This is a genomic window from Pseudomonas sp. 1912-s, from assembly GCF_029269205.1.
GTDB lineage: Bacteria > Pseudomonadota > Gammaproteobacteria > Pseudomonadales > Pseudomonadaceae > Aquipseudomonas.
In genome coordinates this window covers 79,489-96,157 of record NZ_JARIXR010000015.1, presented here as the reverse complement: position 1 = coordinate 96,157, position 16,669 = coordinate 79,489, and the positions used below count along the sequence as shown (strand labels likewise).

Sequence of the window (16,669 nt, the reverse complement as noted above, 5' to 3'; positions counted from 1 at the left end):
GGCTCACGCCAGTTGGACGTCTTTGAGGAACTTGGTCATGCGTTCGCTGCGTTGTTCGAGCATGTCACGCGGTGCGGCGTCCTGGATAATCTCGCCGCCTTCCATGAACACCACGCGATCGGAAAGCCTGAACGCGAAGTTCATTTCATGGGTGACGATGACCATGGTCATGCCTTCGCGGGCCAGTTCTTCGATCACCGCCAGCACGTCACCCACCAGTTCCGGGTCGAGGGCCGAGGTGGGCTCATCAAACAGCATCACCGAAGGCCGCATCGCCAGGGCCCGGGCAATTGCCACGCGCTGCTGTTGGCCGCCGGACAACTGGTGCGGGTATTTGCCGGCATGCTCCAGCATGCCCACCTTGCGCAACAGGGCGAGGCTCAACAGGCGCAGTTCTTCGCCGCCGCCATGGGCATGGTAGACGGGCGCCAGCATCACGTTCTCAAGCGCGGTTTTGTGGGGGAACAGGTTGAACCCCTGGAACACCATGCCCACCTGCACGATGCCGCGCATATGCACCTTGTGGCCCAGTGCGCCTTGCGGCTCCCGGGTACCGCGCAGGAACGGCTGGCCTTGCAGGGTGATTTCGCCCCGGTCCAGGCTTTCGAGGCCGTTCATGGTGCGAATCAGCGTGGTCTTGCCTGAGCCCGACGGGCCGATGATCGACACCACCTCGCCCCAGCGTACGTTCAGTTCAACGCCCTTGAGCACTTCCAGGTCGCCATAGGCCTTGCGCACGGCGCGGGCCTGCAAGGCGAACTCGCCGGGTTCGGCCTGGCCGGCTGCGCGCCGTGTCGCCACCCCGTCGAGTTCGGCGGGGGCGATGGCCTTGGGTTTTCGGCGGGTCACGTCCAGGTGGTTTTCCAGCACACGCAACAGCCAGCTGAACACCGTCACGATGAACACGTAATAGAACGCCACGGCCAGCATGGTCTCCATCACCAGGAAGTTCTGGGTGTAGAGCTGTTGGCCCACCAGCAGGATTTCCGAGAGCGAAATCACCGACACCAGCGAGGTGAGCTTGACGATAGTGATGTACTCGTTGGCCAGGGTCGGCAGTGCCACCCGCAGCGCCTGGGGCACCACAATCAAGCGCTGCACGCCGCGATAACCGACGCCCAGCGCCTTGCCGGCTTCGCGCTGGCCCTTGACCACCGCCAGCAGGCCGCCGCGATGGATCTCGGCAATGTAGGCCGCCTCACTCAGCACCAGGGCGATCAGGCCCGCCGAGTAAGGGTTGGACAGCACCACGCTGGTGGACGGAAACACCTGCGGCAGGTTGTAGACGAAGATCAGCAGGACCAGCAACGGCAGGCTGCGGAAGAACCAGATGTAGACGCCGGCGGAGTCCCGCAGCCAACGGCGTTCCGACTGCCGGGCCAGCGCCAGGAAAAACCCCAGCACAATGCCCAGCAGCCAGGTTTCCAGGCTCAGTTCAACCACAGTGCCGACGGCTCGCCAGAAGTCGCCGTTCCATAACAGGCCCAGGGTGTAGTGCCAATCGAATTGCATACGTGTGCTCCGTGTTTCAGTTACCCAGTGCCGCGCTGATCTCGGCGGCGTTCGGCTCGGCCAGGTTGTAGCGCGCCAGCAGCTTGCCGTAGCTGCCGTCCTGCTTGATCTGGCTCAGGGCTCCGGTGAGTTCCTGGAGCAGCGCTGGGTTTTCCTTGCGCACGGCCAGGCCGACCACCACCGGGTAGATCAACTCGTTGGAGCTGATCACGGTCTTGCCTTGCAGTTTTTCCACGGTGATCTTGGCCACCGCCGCGTCTTCCATCTGCACATCGACCGCCTGGGCCAGCAGGGCCTGGGCGGCTTCCGGCGAGGTCGGGAACTCGCGGGACTCAATCGCCGGCTTGCCCGCTGGGAGGCAGTATTCAGCCGAGACTTTGTTCAGTTTCGGCACCCAGGAGGCGCCCTTGATCGAGCCGACGCGCTTGCCGCACAAGTCTTCCGGGCGCTGGGGCTTGAAGTCGCCGGCGCTGAGCACCATCAGTGAAGAACCGGTCTTCAGGTAGCTGAGGAAATCCACCTGCTTGGCGCGTTCGGGCGTGACATACAGCGCCGAGGCCACCACGTCGAAACGTTGCGCGTTGACGCCGAGGATCAGGTTGGCGAAACGGGTGTCGAGAAAACGCGGTTTCACCCCCAACTGCTTGCCCATCAACTGCATGAACTCCGGGTCGAAACCGGCGGGAGTTTTTTGCTCAAGGTAGGTGTAAGGCGGGTAGGTGAGGTCAGAGCCGATCGACAGCTCGCCCGGTTTCAGGGTGCCTTTGATCTCGGCCGCCGACACTAGCGGCGCCACACACGCCAGGGTGATCGCTAGCCCCAGGGTGCGCATGGTGTTCTTGCCCGTCAGACCTTTTTGCATGTTCGTCGCCTCGGTTGCTGGATACAGGGGGGTGATTTGGATTGTTCAACAATCCTGTATTAGCTAGTAAGCGGTTATCGTGCCAACTAAGAGTCTTGCGAGGTTTTTGATGGGTTTTGACGCGTGAGAGAGCCGTTTTTTGTAAACGCGCACACCAATTCGGGGCAATTCGTTACCGGGCGCCACGTTGTGAGGCAGGCATTTCGCGGACCATAAAGGACGCACTTATTGATAAAGTGCCGATTCAAAATCGTGAGTGACCCGCAATGACGTCGATGTCCCAACGCCGCTCAACCCTGATTGCCTTGCTGGTCGCCGTCACCTTCTTCATGGAGAACCTCGATGCCACGGTGATCGCCACCGCATTGCCGGACATCGCCAAGACCTTCGGCGTGGGCGCGGTGGACGTGAACATCGGCATGAGCGCCTACATGCTCGCCGTCGCGGTGTTCATTCCCATCAGCGGATGGCTGGCGGACCGCTTTGGCTCGCGCCTGGTGTTCGGTTGGGCGATCGTGCTGTTCAGCCTGTCGTCATTGTTGTGCGGCTTGAGCGACAGCCTGCAGACCTTCGTCGCCGCTCGCGTGCTGCAGGGCATCAGCGGGGCGATGATGGTGCCGGTAGGGCGCCTGGCGGTGTTGCGGGCTACCGAGAAAAAAGACCTGGTACGGGCGATTTCATTTATCACCTGGCCTGGTCTGGTGGCCCCGATACTCGGGCCGCCGGTGGGCGGGTTTATTGTGACCCATGCGTCCTGGCCGTGGATTTTCTACCTCAACCTGCCGCTGGGCCTGCTGGCATTGATCGCCACGCGGATGTTGATCCCCAAGCATGACGAGGTCGATTCCAGGTCGTTCGATTTCAGGGGCTTCCTGCTGGTGGGCGTTGCCAGTGCGGCGCTGCTGTACGGTGTCGAACTGCTCGGTCAAAGCCGTGGCAGCTTGTTGCAGGGCCTGTTACTCAGCGGTGCGGGCGTGATGCTTGGTGCCTTTGCCTGGCGCCATATGCGCCGGCATGCGCAGCCGTTGATGGCGCTGGGTGTGGTGAGCGTGCGCACGTTCAGCGTGTGCCTGTGTGGCGGGTCGGTTTTCCGGGTGGCCATCAGCACTTTGCCGTTCCTGCTGCCGTTGATGTTTCAACTGGCCTTCGGGCTGTCTGCCTTCGATGCGGGGTTGCTGGTGCTGGCGGTCTTCGCGGGCAACCTGGCGATGAAACCCTTCACCACCTCGGTCATGCAGCGTTGGGGCTTCCGCCCGGTGCTGATGATCAACGGCATCCTCGGCGTACTGGCGATTGCGGCGTGTGCATGGCTGGATGAGCGCATGAGCTGGGCGCTGATCCTGTTCATTCTGTTCGTGGGCGGCCTGTCACGCTCGATGCAGTTCACCTTGTTCAACACCCTGGGGTTTGCCGATATTCCCAAGGCGCAGATGAGCGACGCTTCAACCTTGTTCAGCATGTTCTTCCAACTGAGCATGGCCATGGGCGTGGCGATTGGCGCGCTGTTGTTACGTTTTGCCATGAATTTACACGGCAACACCGGGCAGGCCGCGACCGCCGATTTCCAGCTGACGTTTCTGTGGGTGGCGGTGATCGCGGGCGTGGCGTTGCTGGATAACCTGCGGCTGCCGCCCCGGGCGGGTGAGTCGGTGCTGCAGCGAAAGTGAACCACGATACCTTCGGGGTATGAAGCCACACCTATTGAATATTGGACGGCCTGCATCCCCGGCATCACCCTGCGTTGAAGTAGGGCTTTAGGGGCCAATAATAATAAAAGAGGCGCAACCATGACCGTGCTATTGAGTGAGCGCAGCCAGATATTTGATCGTGCCGATGCCTATGTGGTGTCGGATTATGTCAACCAGCATGTGGGCAGCCACCGCATCCGCTTGCCCCCGAAGGGGCGCCCGCAGGCCAGTATCAGCCACCGGACCTTTTCCAGCCTGGACCTGTGCCGTATCAGCTACGGCGCTCCGGTCAGGGTGACGTCGGTCGCGCTGCAAACGATTTATCACCTGCAGATCCTGCTCAACGGCCATTGCCGCTCGGCCGCCCGTGGCGAGGAGCAGGTATTCGGGCCGGGGGAAATCCTGCTGATCAACCCGGATGACCCGGTGGACCTGACCTATTCCGCGGACTGCGAAAAATTCATCATCAAGCTGCCGGTTCGCCTGCTGGAAAACGCCTGTCTGGAGCAGCACTGGACGCTGCCCCAGGATGGCATCCGGTTCGCGGCGACGCGCCATGTGCTGACCGAAATGGGCGGATTCCTGCCGTTGCTGGGGTTGATCTGCCACGAAGCTGAAAATGCCGCAGAGCCCGAACTGCAAGGCCTGTATGAACGTGTCGTGGCCAACAAGCTGCTGGCGCTGCTAGGCAGCAATGTGCCGCGTGTGATGCCCCGGCCCGATCAACGCGGCGGCTTTGAAGCGGTGCGCGAGTTTATCGAGGAACATCTGACTGCGGACATCAGCATCGAACAACTGATGGCCATCGCCAAGGTCAGCGAGCGCTCGTTGTATACCTTGTTTGAACGCCAGGTCGGCGTTTCGCCACGTGACTATATTCGCCAGCGCAAACTGGAGCGGGTGCACGCGGTATTGCTGCGGGGCAGCGCGCGCAGCGTCACCGAGGTGGCGCTGGACCACGGGTTCGTGCACCTGGGACGCTTCTCCGAGGCCTACCGCAAACGCTTTGGCGAGCTGCCTTCCTACACCTGGAAGCGCCGACTTGCGCCAGGCGGATAACGAATTGCAGCCAGCGGATATTGACGGGTAGGGCAAGCACATAAGGTGGAGGGGCCTGATACAAGAACAACCGAGGGCCTACCCCATGATCAGCACATTCGACCGACTCGCCCGACAATTGCGCGACTCCGTCCAGGAAGATCCCGCCACCGGGGTGTTCCGTTGCCGCCGCGACATCTTCACCGACCCCGACCTGTTCGACCTGGAGATCAAGCACATTTTCGAAGGGGGTTGGGTCTACCTGGCCCATGAAAGCCAGGTGCCAGAGATCAACGATTACTTCACCACCTGGATCGGCCGCCAACCTGTGGTCATCACCCGTGATAAACAAGGCACGCTGCACGGCCTGGTCAACGCCTGTGCCCACCGTGGCGCCATGCTCTGCCGCCGCAAACAAGGCAACAAAGGCTCGTTTACCTGCCCGTTCCACGGCTGGACCTTCAGCAACGCCGGCAAGCTGCTCAAAGTGAAAGACGCCAAGACCGGCGCCTATCCCGACAGTTTTGACTGTGACGGCTCCCACGACCTCAAGCGCCTCGGCCGCTTCGAAAACTACCGCGGCTTTCTGTTCGGCAGCCTCAGCGAGACAGTACCGGAACTGAGCGATTACCTGGGGGAAACCCGGGTGATCATCGACCAGATGGTCGATCAGGCACCGCTGGGCCTGGAGGTGCTGCGGGGCAGTTCGTCGTATGTCTACGACGGCAACTGGAAGCTGCAGATCGAGAACGGCGCCGACGGCTATCACGTCAGTTCTGTGCACTGGAACTACTCGGCGACCATGGGCCGGCGCAACTACGAAGCCGAGGGCACCCGTACCGTGGACGCCAATGGCTGGTCGAAAAGCCTGGGCGGCGTGTACGCCTATGAGCACGGCCATATCCTGCTGTGGACGCGCCTGCTTAACCCTGAAGTGCGCCCGGTGCATGCCCACCGTGAGGCGTTGGCCGAGCGCCTTGGCCAGGCGCGTGCCGATTTTATCGTCGATCAAACCCGAAACCTGTGCCTCTACCCGAACGTGTACCTGATGGACCAGTTCTCCACGCAGATCCGTGTGGTGCGGCCGATTGCGGTCGACAAGACCGAAGTCACCATCTACTGCATGGCGCCCAAGGGCGAAAGTGCCCAGGAACGCACCACGCGGATTCGCCAGTACGAAGACTTCTTTAACGTCAGCGGCATGGGTACCCCAGACGACCTGGAAGAATTCCGCGCCTGCCAGACCGGCTACCAGGGCGCGACCACCCTGTGGAATGACCTCAGTCGCGGCGCGAAACAGTGGGTCGAAGGCCCTGACGAAAACGCCCGGGCCATGGGCATGAACCCGCAGCTCAGCGGCGTGAAAACCGAAGATGAAGGCCTGTTTGTTCGTCAGCACGCCCATTGGGCGCAAAGCCTGCAACGTGCGATCCAGCGGGAGCAGCAAGGCCTGATCGCCACGGACAAGGAGGTGCTGTCATGAGCGCTTCCCGTGACCGCCTGCTGGACTTTCTGTACCGCGAAGCCCGCCTGCTGGATGACCGCCAGTGGGACGAATGGCTCGAATGTTACTCACCCAAGGTCGAGTACTGGATGCCCGCGTGGGACGACCACGACACCCTGACTGAAGACCCCCAGAGCGAAATCTCGCTGATCTATTACCCCAGCCGCGACGGCCTGGAAGACCGCGTGTTCCGGATCAAGACCGAGCGTTCCAGCGCCAGTACGCCGGAGCCTCGCACCGCGCACCTGATCACCAACCTCGAAGTGCTGGCCGATGACGGCCAGAACGTGGAACTGCGTTTCAACTGGCAGACACTCAGTCATCGCTACAAGACCACGGATACGTATTTCGGCACCTCGTTCTATCGCCTTGACATCAGCGCCGACCAACCGCTGATCACACGCAAGAAGGTCGTGCTGAAGAACGATTACATCCACCAGGTCATCGACATCTACCACATCTGAGGACGCGCCCATGACGTACTCCATTGCCCTGAACTTCGAGGACGGGGTGACCCGTTTCATCGACTGCAAGGTGGGTGAAAAGGTCCTCGACGCGGCCTTTCGCCAACGTATCAACCTGCCCATGGACTGCTCGGACGGGGTGTGTGGCACCTGCAAGTGCCACTGCGAAACCGGTGCCTACGACTTGGGTGACGACTATATCGAAGACGCCCTGAGCGAGGATGAAGCCAGTGAACGCCAGGTACTGACCTGCCAGATGGTGCCGCAATCGGACTGTGTGATTGCCGTGCCGGTGGCGTCCGGCGCCTGCAAGACCGGCACCGCGCAGTTTGCCGCGACAGTGGCGAGCATTACCCGGCACGCCGATGCGGCCCTGGAGGTGAGTTTCGAACTGGATCAGGCGCCGGTATTTCTGCCGGGCCAGTACGTGAATATCGGCGTGCCCGACAGTGGGCAGACCCGCTCGTATTCCTTCAGCAGCCGTCCCGGCGACAAACGCGCCAGCTTCCTGATCAAGCATGTGCCCGGCGGTTTGATGAGTGGCTGGCTGGAACGTGCCCAGCCGGGGGACGCCGTGCCGATGACCGGGCCGCTGGGCAGTTTTTACCTGCGTGAAGTGGCGCGGCCCTTGTTGCTGCTGGCGGGCGGCACCGGGTTGGCACCGTTCCTGTCGATGCTGGAAGTGCTGGCCGAACGTCGGGAAGCCCGGCCGGTCACGCTGATCTACGGCGTGACCCGGGACCAGGACCTGGTGATGGTCGAGGTGCTGGAAGCCTTCGCCAAACGCCTGCCCACCTTCAGTTTTGTCACCTGCGTGGCGGACCCACAGACCGCGCACCCCCGCCAGGGCTATGTCACCCAGCACATGGCTGCCGATGTGCTGAACGACGGCGACGTGGACGTGTACCTGTGCGGCCCGCCACCGATGGTCGACGCGGTGCGCCAGCACTTCAAGCAGCAGGGCGTTACCCCCGCGAGTTTCCACTACGAGAAGTTCACCCCCAACGCCATCGTCACCGGCGATGCCGCCTGAGGAGTCCCCATGAGTCTACGTTTTAACACCCGGGTTGCATTGGTCACCGGCGCCGCCCAAGGCATCGGCCGGCGTGTTGCCGAGCGGTTGCTGGAAGAGGGCGCCTTGCTGGTGGCGGTCGATCGCTCGGAACTCGTGCATGAATTGCAGCATGAGCGGGCGCTGATCCTCACCGCCGACCTGGAACAGCACGCCGAGTGCGCCCGGGTGATGGCCGCCGCGAAGGCGCGCTTCGGGCGTATCGACATCCTGGTCAACAACGTGGGCGGCACCATCTGGGCCAAACCGTTCGAGCACTACGCCGAGAATGAAATCGAGGCTGAAGTGCGCCGCTCGCTGTTCCCGACGCTGTGGTGCTGCCATTGCGTGTTGCCCTACATGCTGGAGCAAGGCAATGGCGCCATCGTCAATGTCTCGTCCGTGGCCACGCGCGGGGTGAATCGCGTGCCCTACGGCGCCGCCAAGGGCGGCGTCAATGCCCTGACCGCGTGCCTGGCCCTGGAGACCGCCGGCAGCGGCATTCGGGTCAACGCCACCGCACCGGGCGGCACCGAAGCGCCGCCACGGCGCATCCCGCGCAACAGCCAGCCCCAGAGCGACCAGGAGCGCGTCTGGTACCAACAGATTGTCGACCAGACCCTCGACAGCAGCCCGATGAAACGCTACGGCAGCATCGACGAACAGGCCGGCGCGATTCTGTTTCTTGCCTCCGATGAGGCTTCCTACATCACCGGCGTCACGTTGCCGGTAGGAGGCGGCGACCTCGGCTGACCCACCGCTGTACCTGCAGACACTGACTCACAACAACAATAATGAGAGCACTGCCATGCGTACCCATGACGTCAATTCGATTATCGATAACGCCCGTTTCAACCGTTTCCACTGGCTGGTGGTCAGCCTGTGTGCCTTGCTGTTGATCTTTGACGGCTATGACTTGTTCATCTACGGCGTGGTCTTGCCGTCGATCATGAAGGAATGGGGCCTGACGCCCTTGCAGGCCGGCGCGCTGGGTAGTTACGCGCTGTTTGGCATGATGTTCGGAGCGCTGGTCTTCGGCAGCCTTGCCGACAAGTTCGGTCGCCGCAAAGGCATCGCCATCTGCTTTGCCTTGTTCAGCGTCGCCACGGTGATCAACGGCTTTGCCAGCAACCCGACTGAGTTCGGGATCTGCCGGTTTATTGCCGGGCTTGGCTGTGGCGGCCTGATGCCCAACGCGGCCGCACTGATTACCGAATACGCACCGAAGAAAATGCGCAGCATCCTGATGGCGGTGATGTTCGGCGGTTACTCCCTGGGCGGCATGCTTTCAGCCGGTGTGGGAATTTTCATGCTGCCGCGTTTTGGCTGGTCGTCCATGTTCTTCGCGGCGGCGATCCCGCTGCTGCTGATGCCGCTGATTGTGTATTGGCTGCCCGAATCCATCGGCTTCCTGATTCGCCAGGGCCGCAAGGAACAGGCGCGTGAGCTGCTCAAGCGCCTGTCGCCTGATACCCGGATCGACCCGGACGATGAGCTGCACGTCAGTGCCGGCAAGGGCAAGGGCGCCTCGGTGCTGGAGTTGTTCCGCCACGGCCTGGCCTTGAGGACGGCGGCGATCTGGGTCGCGTTTTTCTGCTGCCTGTTGATGGTCTATGCCCTGAGTTCCTGGCTGCCCAAGCTGATGGCGGGTGCCGGTTACAGCCTGGGGTCGAGCCTGTCGTTCCTGCTGGCGCTGAATTTTGGCGGCATCGCCGGGGCGCTTGTCGGTGGCTGGCTGTGTGACCGGCTTAACCTGGTGAAGGTGGTGATCGGCTTCTTTATCGCCGCGCTGGTCTCCATCAGCCTGCTGGGGATCAAGAGCCCGATGCCGGTGCTGTACCTGCTGATCTTTTTTGCAGGCGCCACCACCATCGGCACGCAAATCCTGTTGTACGCCGGCGCTGCACAACTCTATGGCTTGAACATTCGAGCCACCGGCCTGGGCTGGGCTTCCGGCATCGGCCGCACCGGCGCCATTGTCGGCCCGCTGCTGGGCGGCGCGCTGATGGGGATTGAACTGCCGCTGCACCTGAACTTCATGGCCTTTGCCATCCCCGGGGCCATCGCAGTGCTGGCGATGACGGCGTATGCGCTGAATGAGTGTCGAGGCCGGCTTGGGGTGATCGCCGCCCCGGCGCAGTAACTGTCGATAACAATAACCAAGAGCAACGACATGAAGACACAACGTATCTGGCTGTCCCTGCTGGGCATGCCCCTTGCGGCGACGGCGGCCGAGGGTGGTTTTATCGAAGGTTCCACGGCCACCTTGCAGGCCCGTAATTACTACTTCAGCCGCGACTTCTCGGACATCGTCGGGGCCAACAAACAGTCGAAGGCCGAGGAGTGGGGCCAGGGTTTTATCCTGACCTACAAATCCGGCTACACCCCGGGGCCCGTCGGGTTTGGTTTGGATGCACTGGGCACCCTGGGCCTCAAGCTCGACAGCAGCCCGGACCGCACCAATACCGGCTTGCTCCCGGTCAAGGGCGATGGCAGCGTGCCGGACGATTACAGCCGTTTGGGGCTGACGTTCAAGGCCAGGTTCTCCAAGACAGAGTTGAAGGTCGGCGAACTGCAACCCAACCTGCCGGTGCTGGCGTTCAGCGATATCCGCCTGCTGCCGCCGAGCTATCAGGGCGTGAGTGTCAGCTCCGGTGAAATCGCCGGCCTTACGCTGCAGGCCGGGCACTTGACCACCACCAGCCTGCGCAACGAGGCCGGCGACGAGAAGATGATCGCCATGCTCGGCCACGTGCCGCAGCGCGGCGCTGAAAGTGATGCGTTCAACTACGTCGGCGGCGACTACGCCTTCAACACCAACCGCACCACGCTCAGCTACTGGCGCGGCCAGTTGAAAGACATCTATCGCCAGGACTTTGTCGGGCTCAAGCACAGCCAGCCGATGGGCGACTGGGTACTCGGCGCCAACCTGGGTTACTACGATGCCCGGGAAGACGGCGACAAACTGCTCGGCAAGATCGACAACCAGGCGTTTTTCTCGCTGCTGTCGGCCAAGCACGGCGGCCATATCTTCTACGTCGGTTACCAGGCCATGTACGGCGACAGCGCGTTCCCACGGGTCTTCGCCAATATCTCGCCATTGGGCAATGAGGTGCCCACCTACGAGTTCGCCTACACCGACGAACGCTCCTGGCAAGCGCGCTATGACTACGACTTTGCTGCGCTGGGCATTCCCGGGCTGACCACCACCGTGCGCTATATCACCGGTAACAACGTGACCACCGGCGCCGGTTACGAGGGCAAGGACCGCGAGCGCGACCTGGATATCGGGTATGTGGTGCAAAGCGGCACCTTGAGTGGCCTGGGTATTCGGGTGCGCAACGTCATGGCGCGTTCGAACTACCGCAGTGATATCGACGAGAACCGGCTGATCCTCAGTTACACCTGGAAGCTGCTTTAAACGCCGCCCTGGCAAGTACCCATGACCTGGTAGTTGACGGTGTGGCGCACGCCCTGGCTGTCGAGATAAACCATCGTCGCCGGTTCCACCTGGCAACTGCCGGGCACGGGTGAGATTGAAACGATGCGCTGGATGTCCGGCGCTTCATTGCTGACGGCCGCCATGGCGCCGGTGGCGGTGAACAGCATGATCAGACTGAGCCATTTGATATTGATGATGAGTCCCTCTGTGAGTAGGGTTCATTTTAGTGGTTGCCCCGCCGGGATAAAGACAGGAACAGGTGAATGACTCGTACGGATCAGGTAGCAATCGAGGGGCAGCGCTGATGGACCTGCTCAATGGCATGCAGGTGTTTGCCCGGGTTGTCGACACGGGCAGCTTTGCGGCGGCGGCGCAGGCGCTGGGCATGTCCGGGGCGCACGTGTCGCGGTTGATCGCCGAGCTGGAAAAACACCTAGAGACCCGCCTGTTGCAGCGCACCACCCGGCGCCTGAGCCTTACAGACTCGGGCGAGCGGTTCCTGTTGCGCTGTCGCGACATTCTTGAAGACGTGAGAGAAGCCACGGCAGAAGCCAGTGGCGCCCACCTCAACCCGCGCGGGCGGTTGCGGGTGCATTGCATGAGCGGCTTGGGGGTGCTGATCACGCCGTTGATTGCCCGCTACAGCGAGCACTGCCCGGACGTTTGCATGGAATTGACCCTGTCACAGCACAACCCGGACCCGCTCGAAGAGGGCCACGACGTGGTGATTTCCATCGCCCATTCATTGCCGGATTCGGCGCTGGTCAGCCAAACGGTGGGGCAGTTGTTCAGCGTGCCCTGTGCGGCGCCGGGGTACTTGGCCAGGTACGGCGTGCCCGAGCATCCGCAGCAGTTGATGCAACATCGACGCTTGCATCTTCAGGATTTCCAGGAAGATGCGTGGCTGTTCAAGGGTGAGGAGGGCGAGATTGCGATTGCGCCGGGTGATACCTTCAGGACCAATGTCGCGGATGCGATGGTCAAGGCCACGCAGGAGGGCATGGGCATCAGCCTGTTGCCGTTTTTCAGCGCAGCCCCGGCGTTGCGCGACGGCTCGCTGGTGCGGCTGTTGCCCGCCTATCGGCTAAGGGAACGGAGCATTTTTGCGGTGTACCCGTCGAGGCGCTTTCTGGATGCCAAGGTGCGGACGTGGGTGGCGTTCTTGCAAGCGCATCTGCCAGTGTTGCTGGCTGAACAGGTGTGGGGCTAGCGCGTTGCGGTACCGCGGATGTAGCGCGCCGGCGACGAGCCCAGGGTCTTGCGAAACATGCTGATGAACGAACTGACCGACTCGTACCCCAGCGCCTCGGCGGTTCGTTGCACCGACTCGCCTTCGGCCAGGCTCTGCAAGGCCACGATGATTTGCCATTGCTTGCGCCACTGGCCAAATGTCAGCCCTGTTTCGTTCTTGACCAGGCGCGCCAGGGATCGCTCGCTCATGGCGACCTGGCGTGCCCATTGGGCCATGGTGCAACGATTGGCCGGGTCCTGGGCCAGGCCGCGCGCGATAAACCGCAACTGCGCGGTGGCGGGAAGTGGCAGGTACAACTGCTCCGAGGGGGCCAGCTCCAATTGTTCCAGGAGCACGCTCGCCACGCGGGCATTGGCACTCGCGGGCGGATAATCCTGGGCCTGGGCGCTCAGGTGCAGGATCAGCTCCAGGATCAGCGGGGATAGCACCAGCGTGCAGCATTTCTCCGGTAACGCGGCGGCGCCCGGCTCGACAAACAGAAAGCCGATCCTGCCGTTGGCGGTCACCCGGTTGCTGTGGGCAACACCGCCGGGAATCCATACGCCGAAGCCCGACGGCACCATCCACACGCCATCCTCTACGGTGCACACGATGCCGCCGTGGTACGCCACCACCAACTGGCCTTTGCGGTGGCTGTGCACGGGGAATTCGGTGTCGTTGCGCTGGCTGCCGAGCATCAGCGCGACGGCGGGCTGGGCGAAACTGTCCAGCTCGAATTGATCAATTCCTTGAAGCTTCATCTCGCCCACGCCCTGTCGCCTCGATTGTCCGAATTTGATTATATGCTGGCAGCATACTCAATATCGGCACGACCTTGCAGTCCCTACCATCGTCACCAAGGCGATCAAGGTGATTGCCGACTGCGAGATTCAACCGATGCTCAGCGAAATTACGATTGCCCACCTCTACCTGCCTCCGTTCCTGCTCTACGTGGGGGTTGCCGCCCTGGTGTACGGGCTGCTGGAGCGGACCCTGCGACGCTGGCTGGACTGGGCCTGGCACCCGAGCCTGGCGCGCTTTTTTGTGTCGCTGATCGTGCTCTCGACCCTTGTCCTGACGTGTTGAGGGCGCCGCAATGACCCTCAAGGACATCCTCAAGACCCTCGTCACCCTGGTGCTTGGGCTGACGGCGTTGCTGTTCTGCACCCAGTTGTGGCGCGCGTATGAATTGGCACCCTGGACGCGGGACGGGCGTGTCAGCGCGCAAGTCATCCGGATTGCCCCCGAGGTGTCCGGCCAGGTGGAACAACTGCAGGTGGGCGACAACCAGTGGGTGGCCAAGGGCGCCTTGCTGTACCAGATCGACCGCAGCAGCTACCTGCTGGCCCAGCAACAGCGCATGGCCGAGCTTGCCGAGGCGCGCAGTGTGTTCGAGCAGCGCAGCGCACAGCTCAAACGCCGCAATCAGCTCGGCGATGCCATCGCGCGGGAGGAAACCGACAATGCGGCCCGGGACTTCGCCGTAGCCAGGGCGCGCCTGGAGGCTGCGCAGAGCCAATTGGCCCATGCACGGCTTGACCTGGACCCCACCACCATTCGTTCACCGGTCGACGGGTATGTGACCCAATTGCGCCTGCAGCCGGGTGACTACGCGGCGGCGGGCGAGACCAATATCTTCGTGGTCGATAGCCATAGCTTCTGGGTCACCGGTTACTTCGAGGAGACCAAGCTGGCCGGTATCCGGGTGGGTGCCAGGGCGTCAATCAAACTCATGGGGTTTGCACCGCTGCTCGAAGGGCATGTGGCGAGCATGGGCCGGGGCATTGCCGACGGTAACGAGTTGCGCAGTAACAGCGGCTTGCCCCAAGTGGCGCCGACGTTCAGCTGGATACGCCTGGCCCAGCGCGTGCCGGTGCGGATTGAACTGGACACCGTGCCGCAGGACGTAGAGCTGGCAGCCGGGATGACCGCCAGCGTCGAGGTCGCGGAGGCAGGGGCCGCACCGCGCTGGAGGCTTGTGCAATGGCTCCAGGCATTCATGTGAGGGTCCGGGCGCTGCGCATGCTTGGGGCATGGGAACCGGCTACATCTGGCTACGTGGTGCGCAGTCTGATGGCGGCCTCATTGGCCCTGTGGCTGGGGTTCCAATTGCACCTGGATTCGCCGTTCTCGGCGGCTTCAACGGTGTTGCTGCTGATCCACCCGCTACAGGGCGCGGTGGTCGGCAAGGGGTTCAACCGGGTGCTGGGCACCCTGGTGGGGTTGGCTGTCGCGCTGGTGCTGATCAGCCTGTTCGCCCAGAAAATGCTGCTGTTTATCCTCGGGATCGGGGTGTGGCTCGGCCTTTGTGTCGGTGCCATGACCGTGCTTCGGCACTACCAGGCCACGGCGGCGGTGGTTGCCGGCTACACCGTTTGTCTTGCCCTGGGGCCGGCCATTGTCGCGCCGCAGCAAGGTTTCGAGCATCTCGTCGGGCGGGGCACCGCCGTGGTACTCGGGGTGTTGAGCCTGAGCCTGGTGGCCACGCTGTTCAGCCGCAAGACCGTGGAGCGCACACTGCACACGGCGCTTCAGGACGTCTCGTCCCGCACCCTGGGTGTGCTGGCCACGCGGGTTAACGCAGAAACGACGAGTGCGCCGGGCCCGCTCACCCTCGATATCAGCAAGGTGGACGAACTGCTCGGGATGGGTCGTGGTGAGTCATTCCTGATCCGCACCAGGCGGGTGACCCTGCAGGCCGGGCTTGCGTACTTACATGCCGTGGTGCTGGACGAGTGTGTGTTGCCTTCGCAGGCTCGAATCGGCGCGGACCTGCAACAACTGGCGCAAGCCATGCCCGGGTTTGCCGTGGCGGCCGACCGCGTCCGGGCGCTGCAATCCAGCCTTGAAAGCAGTGCGGGCCAACAACGCCTGAATGAACAACTGACCGACCTGGCCAGCGCCTTGTCGAGTTTTGCCTGCCTTGAGCGCGCACCGCAACCGCCAGCCCGCGCCGTGGGCTTCCACCGGCATTACGGCGCCGCAGTGCGTAACGGCGTGCGGGCCTTGCTGGCCACGCTGGCGACCGGGGCTGTCTGGTACCTCACCGGCTGGGACCAGGGGCCAACCTTGCTGGCCGTACTGGGTCCGTTCTGCACCTTGCTGGCCATCAGCCCGGCGCCCGAGCAAGGCATCGCAAGCTTTGCCAGGGGAATCTTCTACGGAATACTGGCAGCGGCGGGGTGCAAGTTCCTGCTGTTGCCCCATGTCAGCGGATTCGGGTTGCTCACGGTGGTGCTGATTGCGTTCTGGTCGGTCGGGATTCATGCCACCACCCGGCCGCGCCATGCCCTGCAAGGCATCGCCTACCTGATTACCTTTAACACCCTCGTCGGCACCGGCGGGACCGCCCAATACGACTTCACCGACTTCGCCAATCAGGCACTCGCCTGGATGTTGACGATCGCTATCTGCCTGCTGGCCTTCCAGCTCATACCGGGGAAAACCGCCAGCCACGCTCACGTCCTGAGGAGGGCCCTGCACAAGGACACGCGCCGGTTACTTCGCCATGGGCACCGCATGGACCTGCTCAAGTGGCAGGCAACGCAACAGCACCGGATGGTTGCCTTGCAGGCGCTGTCGGGCGCCGATGAGGCCGGTTCAGTGTCGCTTCAATTGGGCCGGCAGTTGAGGTTGCTGCACCGCAAGACACGCGACCTGGACCCCGACTCATCCATCGCCCAGTGCGTGCAAACCGGCAACCGGCGCATTTCCAGGCATGCCTCCCATTCAGCGATCAGCGCGGCCCAGGCCCGGCGAACATCAAGGTCATTGACCCGGCTGGGCGCCCACGACCTGGCGGCTTGCTACCAGGACTTGGCGGGGTTGCTCGACCACTACACACAGGTTTCAGCCAACACAACGAAGGTGAGATGAA

16 protein-coding genes are annotated in these 16,669 nt (G+C 62.6%); 12 read left to right on the top strand and 4 right to left on the bottom strand.

Annotated features, from left to right (window positions below):
• Window positions 1-3: 3 nt before the first annotated feature.
• Together P3C29_RS19360 and P3C29_RS19355 are read right to left on the bottom strand one after the other, a co-directional pair.
• Complete coding sequence (locus tag P3C29_RS19360; RefSeq protein WP_275965222.1) at window positions 4-1,512, bottom strand: amino acid ABC transporter permease/ATP-binding protein; 1,509 nt, start codon at window positions 1,510-1,512, stop codon at window positions 4-6.
• 16 nt (window positions 1,513-1,528) lie between these two features.
• Window positions 1,529-2,374, bottom strand: coding sequence for an ABC transporter substrate-binding protein (locus P3C29_RS19355; RefSeq protein WP_275965221.1), 846 nt, complete (start codon window positions 2,372-2,374; stop codon window positions 1,529-1,531).
• 266 nt (window positions 2,375-2,640) lie between these two features.
• Between P3C29_RS19355 and P3C29_RS19350 the strand changes: the two genes are divergently transcribed.
• The 8 genes from P3C29_RS19350 to P3C29_RS19315 all read left to right on the top strand — a co-directional run bounded on the left by P3C29_RS19350 (window position 2,641) and on the right by P3C29_RS19315 (window position 11,540).
• Window positions 2,641-4,041 carry a DHA2 family efflux MFS transporter permease subunit gene (locus P3C29_RS19350; RefSeq protein ID WP_275965220.1) on the top strand — a complete coding sequence of 467 codons (1,401 nt, stop codon included), beginning with the start codon at window positions 2,641-2,643 and terminating at the stop codon, window positions 4,039-4,041.
• 120 nt (window positions 4,042-4,161) lie between these two features.
• Complete coding sequence (locus P3C29_RS19345; RefSeq protein WP_275965219.1) at window positions 4,162-5,121, top strand: AraC family transcriptional regulator; 960 nt, start codon at window positions 4,162-4,164, stop codon at window positions 5,119-5,121.
• 85 nt (window positions 5,122-5,206) lie between these two features.
• Window positions 5,207-6,583 (top strand): Rieske 2Fe-2S domain-containing protein, encoded by a 1,377-nt coding sequence (locus tag P3C29_RS19340; protein WP_275965218.1) that lies wholly within the window; start codon window positions 5,207-5,209, stop codon window positions 6,581-6,583.
• A complete protein-coding gene (benB, locus tag P3C29_RS19335; RefSeq protein ID WP_010169459.1) occupies window positions 6,580-7,068 on the top strand; it encodes a benzoate 1,2-dioxygenase small subunit in 489 nt (162 codons plus the stop codon). The genes P3C29_RS19340 and benB overlap by 4 nt, the downstream gene beginning before the upstream one ends.
• 10 nt (window positions 7,069-7,078) lie before the next feature.
• A complete protein-coding gene (gene benC / locus P3C29_RS19330; RefSeq protein ID WP_275965217.1) occupies window positions 7,079-8,101 on the top strand; it encodes a benzoate 1,2-dioxygenase electron transfer component BenC in 1,023 nt (340 codons plus the stop codon).
• A gap of 9 nt (window positions 8,102-8,110) precedes the next feature.
• Window positions 8,111-8,872, top strand: a complete 762-nt coding sequence (locus P3C29_RS19325; protein WP_275965216.1) for a 1,6-dihydroxycyclohexa-2,4-diene-1-carboxylate dehydrogenase — start codon at window positions 8,111-8,113, stop codon at window positions 8,870-8,872.
• Window positions 8,873-8,927: 55 nt separating this feature from the next.
• The gene (locus tag P3C29_RS19320; protein ID WP_275965215.1) at window positions 8,928-10,262 is read left to right on the top strand and encodes an MFS transporter; all 1,335 of its coding nucleotides are present in this window, start codon (window positions 8,928-8,930) and stop codon (window positions 10,260-10,262) included.
• Window positions 10,263-10,292: 30 nt separating this feature from the next.
• The gene (locus tag P3C29_RS19315; protein WP_275965214.1) at window positions 10,293-11,540 is read left to right on the top strand and encodes an OprD family porin; all 1,248 of its coding nucleotides are present in this window, start codon (window positions 10,293-10,295) and stop codon (window positions 11,538-11,540) included.
• Here the strand turns inward: P3C29_RS19315 and P3C29_RS19310 are convergent.
• A complete protein-coding gene (locus P3C29_RS19310) occupies window positions 11,537-11,728 on the bottom strand; it encodes a DUF2790 domain-containing protein (protein ID WP_275965213.1) in 192 nt (63 codons plus the stop codon). The genes P3C29_RS19315 and P3C29_RS19310 overlap by 4 nt on opposite strands.
• A 137-nt stretch (window positions 11,729-11,865) precedes the next feature.
• Here P3C29_RS19310 and P3C29_RS19305 point away from each other — a divergent pair, with 137 nt between their 5' ends.
• Window positions 11,866-12,771 (top strand): LysR family transcriptional regulator, encoded by a 906-nt coding sequence (locus tag P3C29_RS19305; protein WP_275965212.1) that lies wholly within the window; start codon window positions 11,866-11,868, stop codon window positions 12,769-12,771.
• Here P3C29_RS19305 and P3C29_RS19300 read toward each other — a convergent pair.
• Window positions 12,768-13,553, bottom strand: coding sequence for a helix-turn-helix transcriptional regulator (locus P3C29_RS19300; RefSeq protein ID WP_275965211.1), 786 nt, complete (start codon window positions 13,551-13,553; stop codon window positions 12,768-12,770). The two genes, P3C29_RS19305 and P3C29_RS19300, sit on opposite strands and share 4 nt — an antisense overlap.
• Before the next feature lie 136 nt (window positions 13,554-13,689).
• Here P3C29_RS19300 and P3C29_RS19295 point away from each other — a divergent pair, with 136 nt between their 5' ends.
• Genes P3C29_RS19295 through P3C29_RS19285 form a run of 3 tightly spaced genes read left to right on the top strand, consistent with a single transcriptional unit; the run spans window position 13,690 to window position 16,668 of the window.
• Window positions 13,690-13,878, top strand: coding sequence for a DUF1656 domain-containing protein (locus P3C29_RS19295; protein WP_201126170.1), 189 nt, complete (start codon window positions 13,690-13,692; stop codon window positions 13,876-13,878).
• A 10-nt stretch (window positions 13,879-13,888) separates the two neighbouring features.
• Window positions 13,889-14,797, top strand: coding sequence for an HlyD family secretion protein (locus P3C29_RS19290; protein WP_275965209.1), 909 nt, complete (start codon window positions 13,889-13,891; stop codon window positions 14,795-14,797).
• 17 nt (window positions 14,798-14,814) lie between these two features.
• Window positions 14,815-16,668, top strand: coding sequence for an FUSC family protein (locus P3C29_RS19285; RefSeq protein ID WP_275965249.1), 1,854 nt, complete (start codon window positions 14,815-14,817; stop codon window positions 16,666-16,668).
• Window position 16,669: the final 1 nt, after the last annotated feature.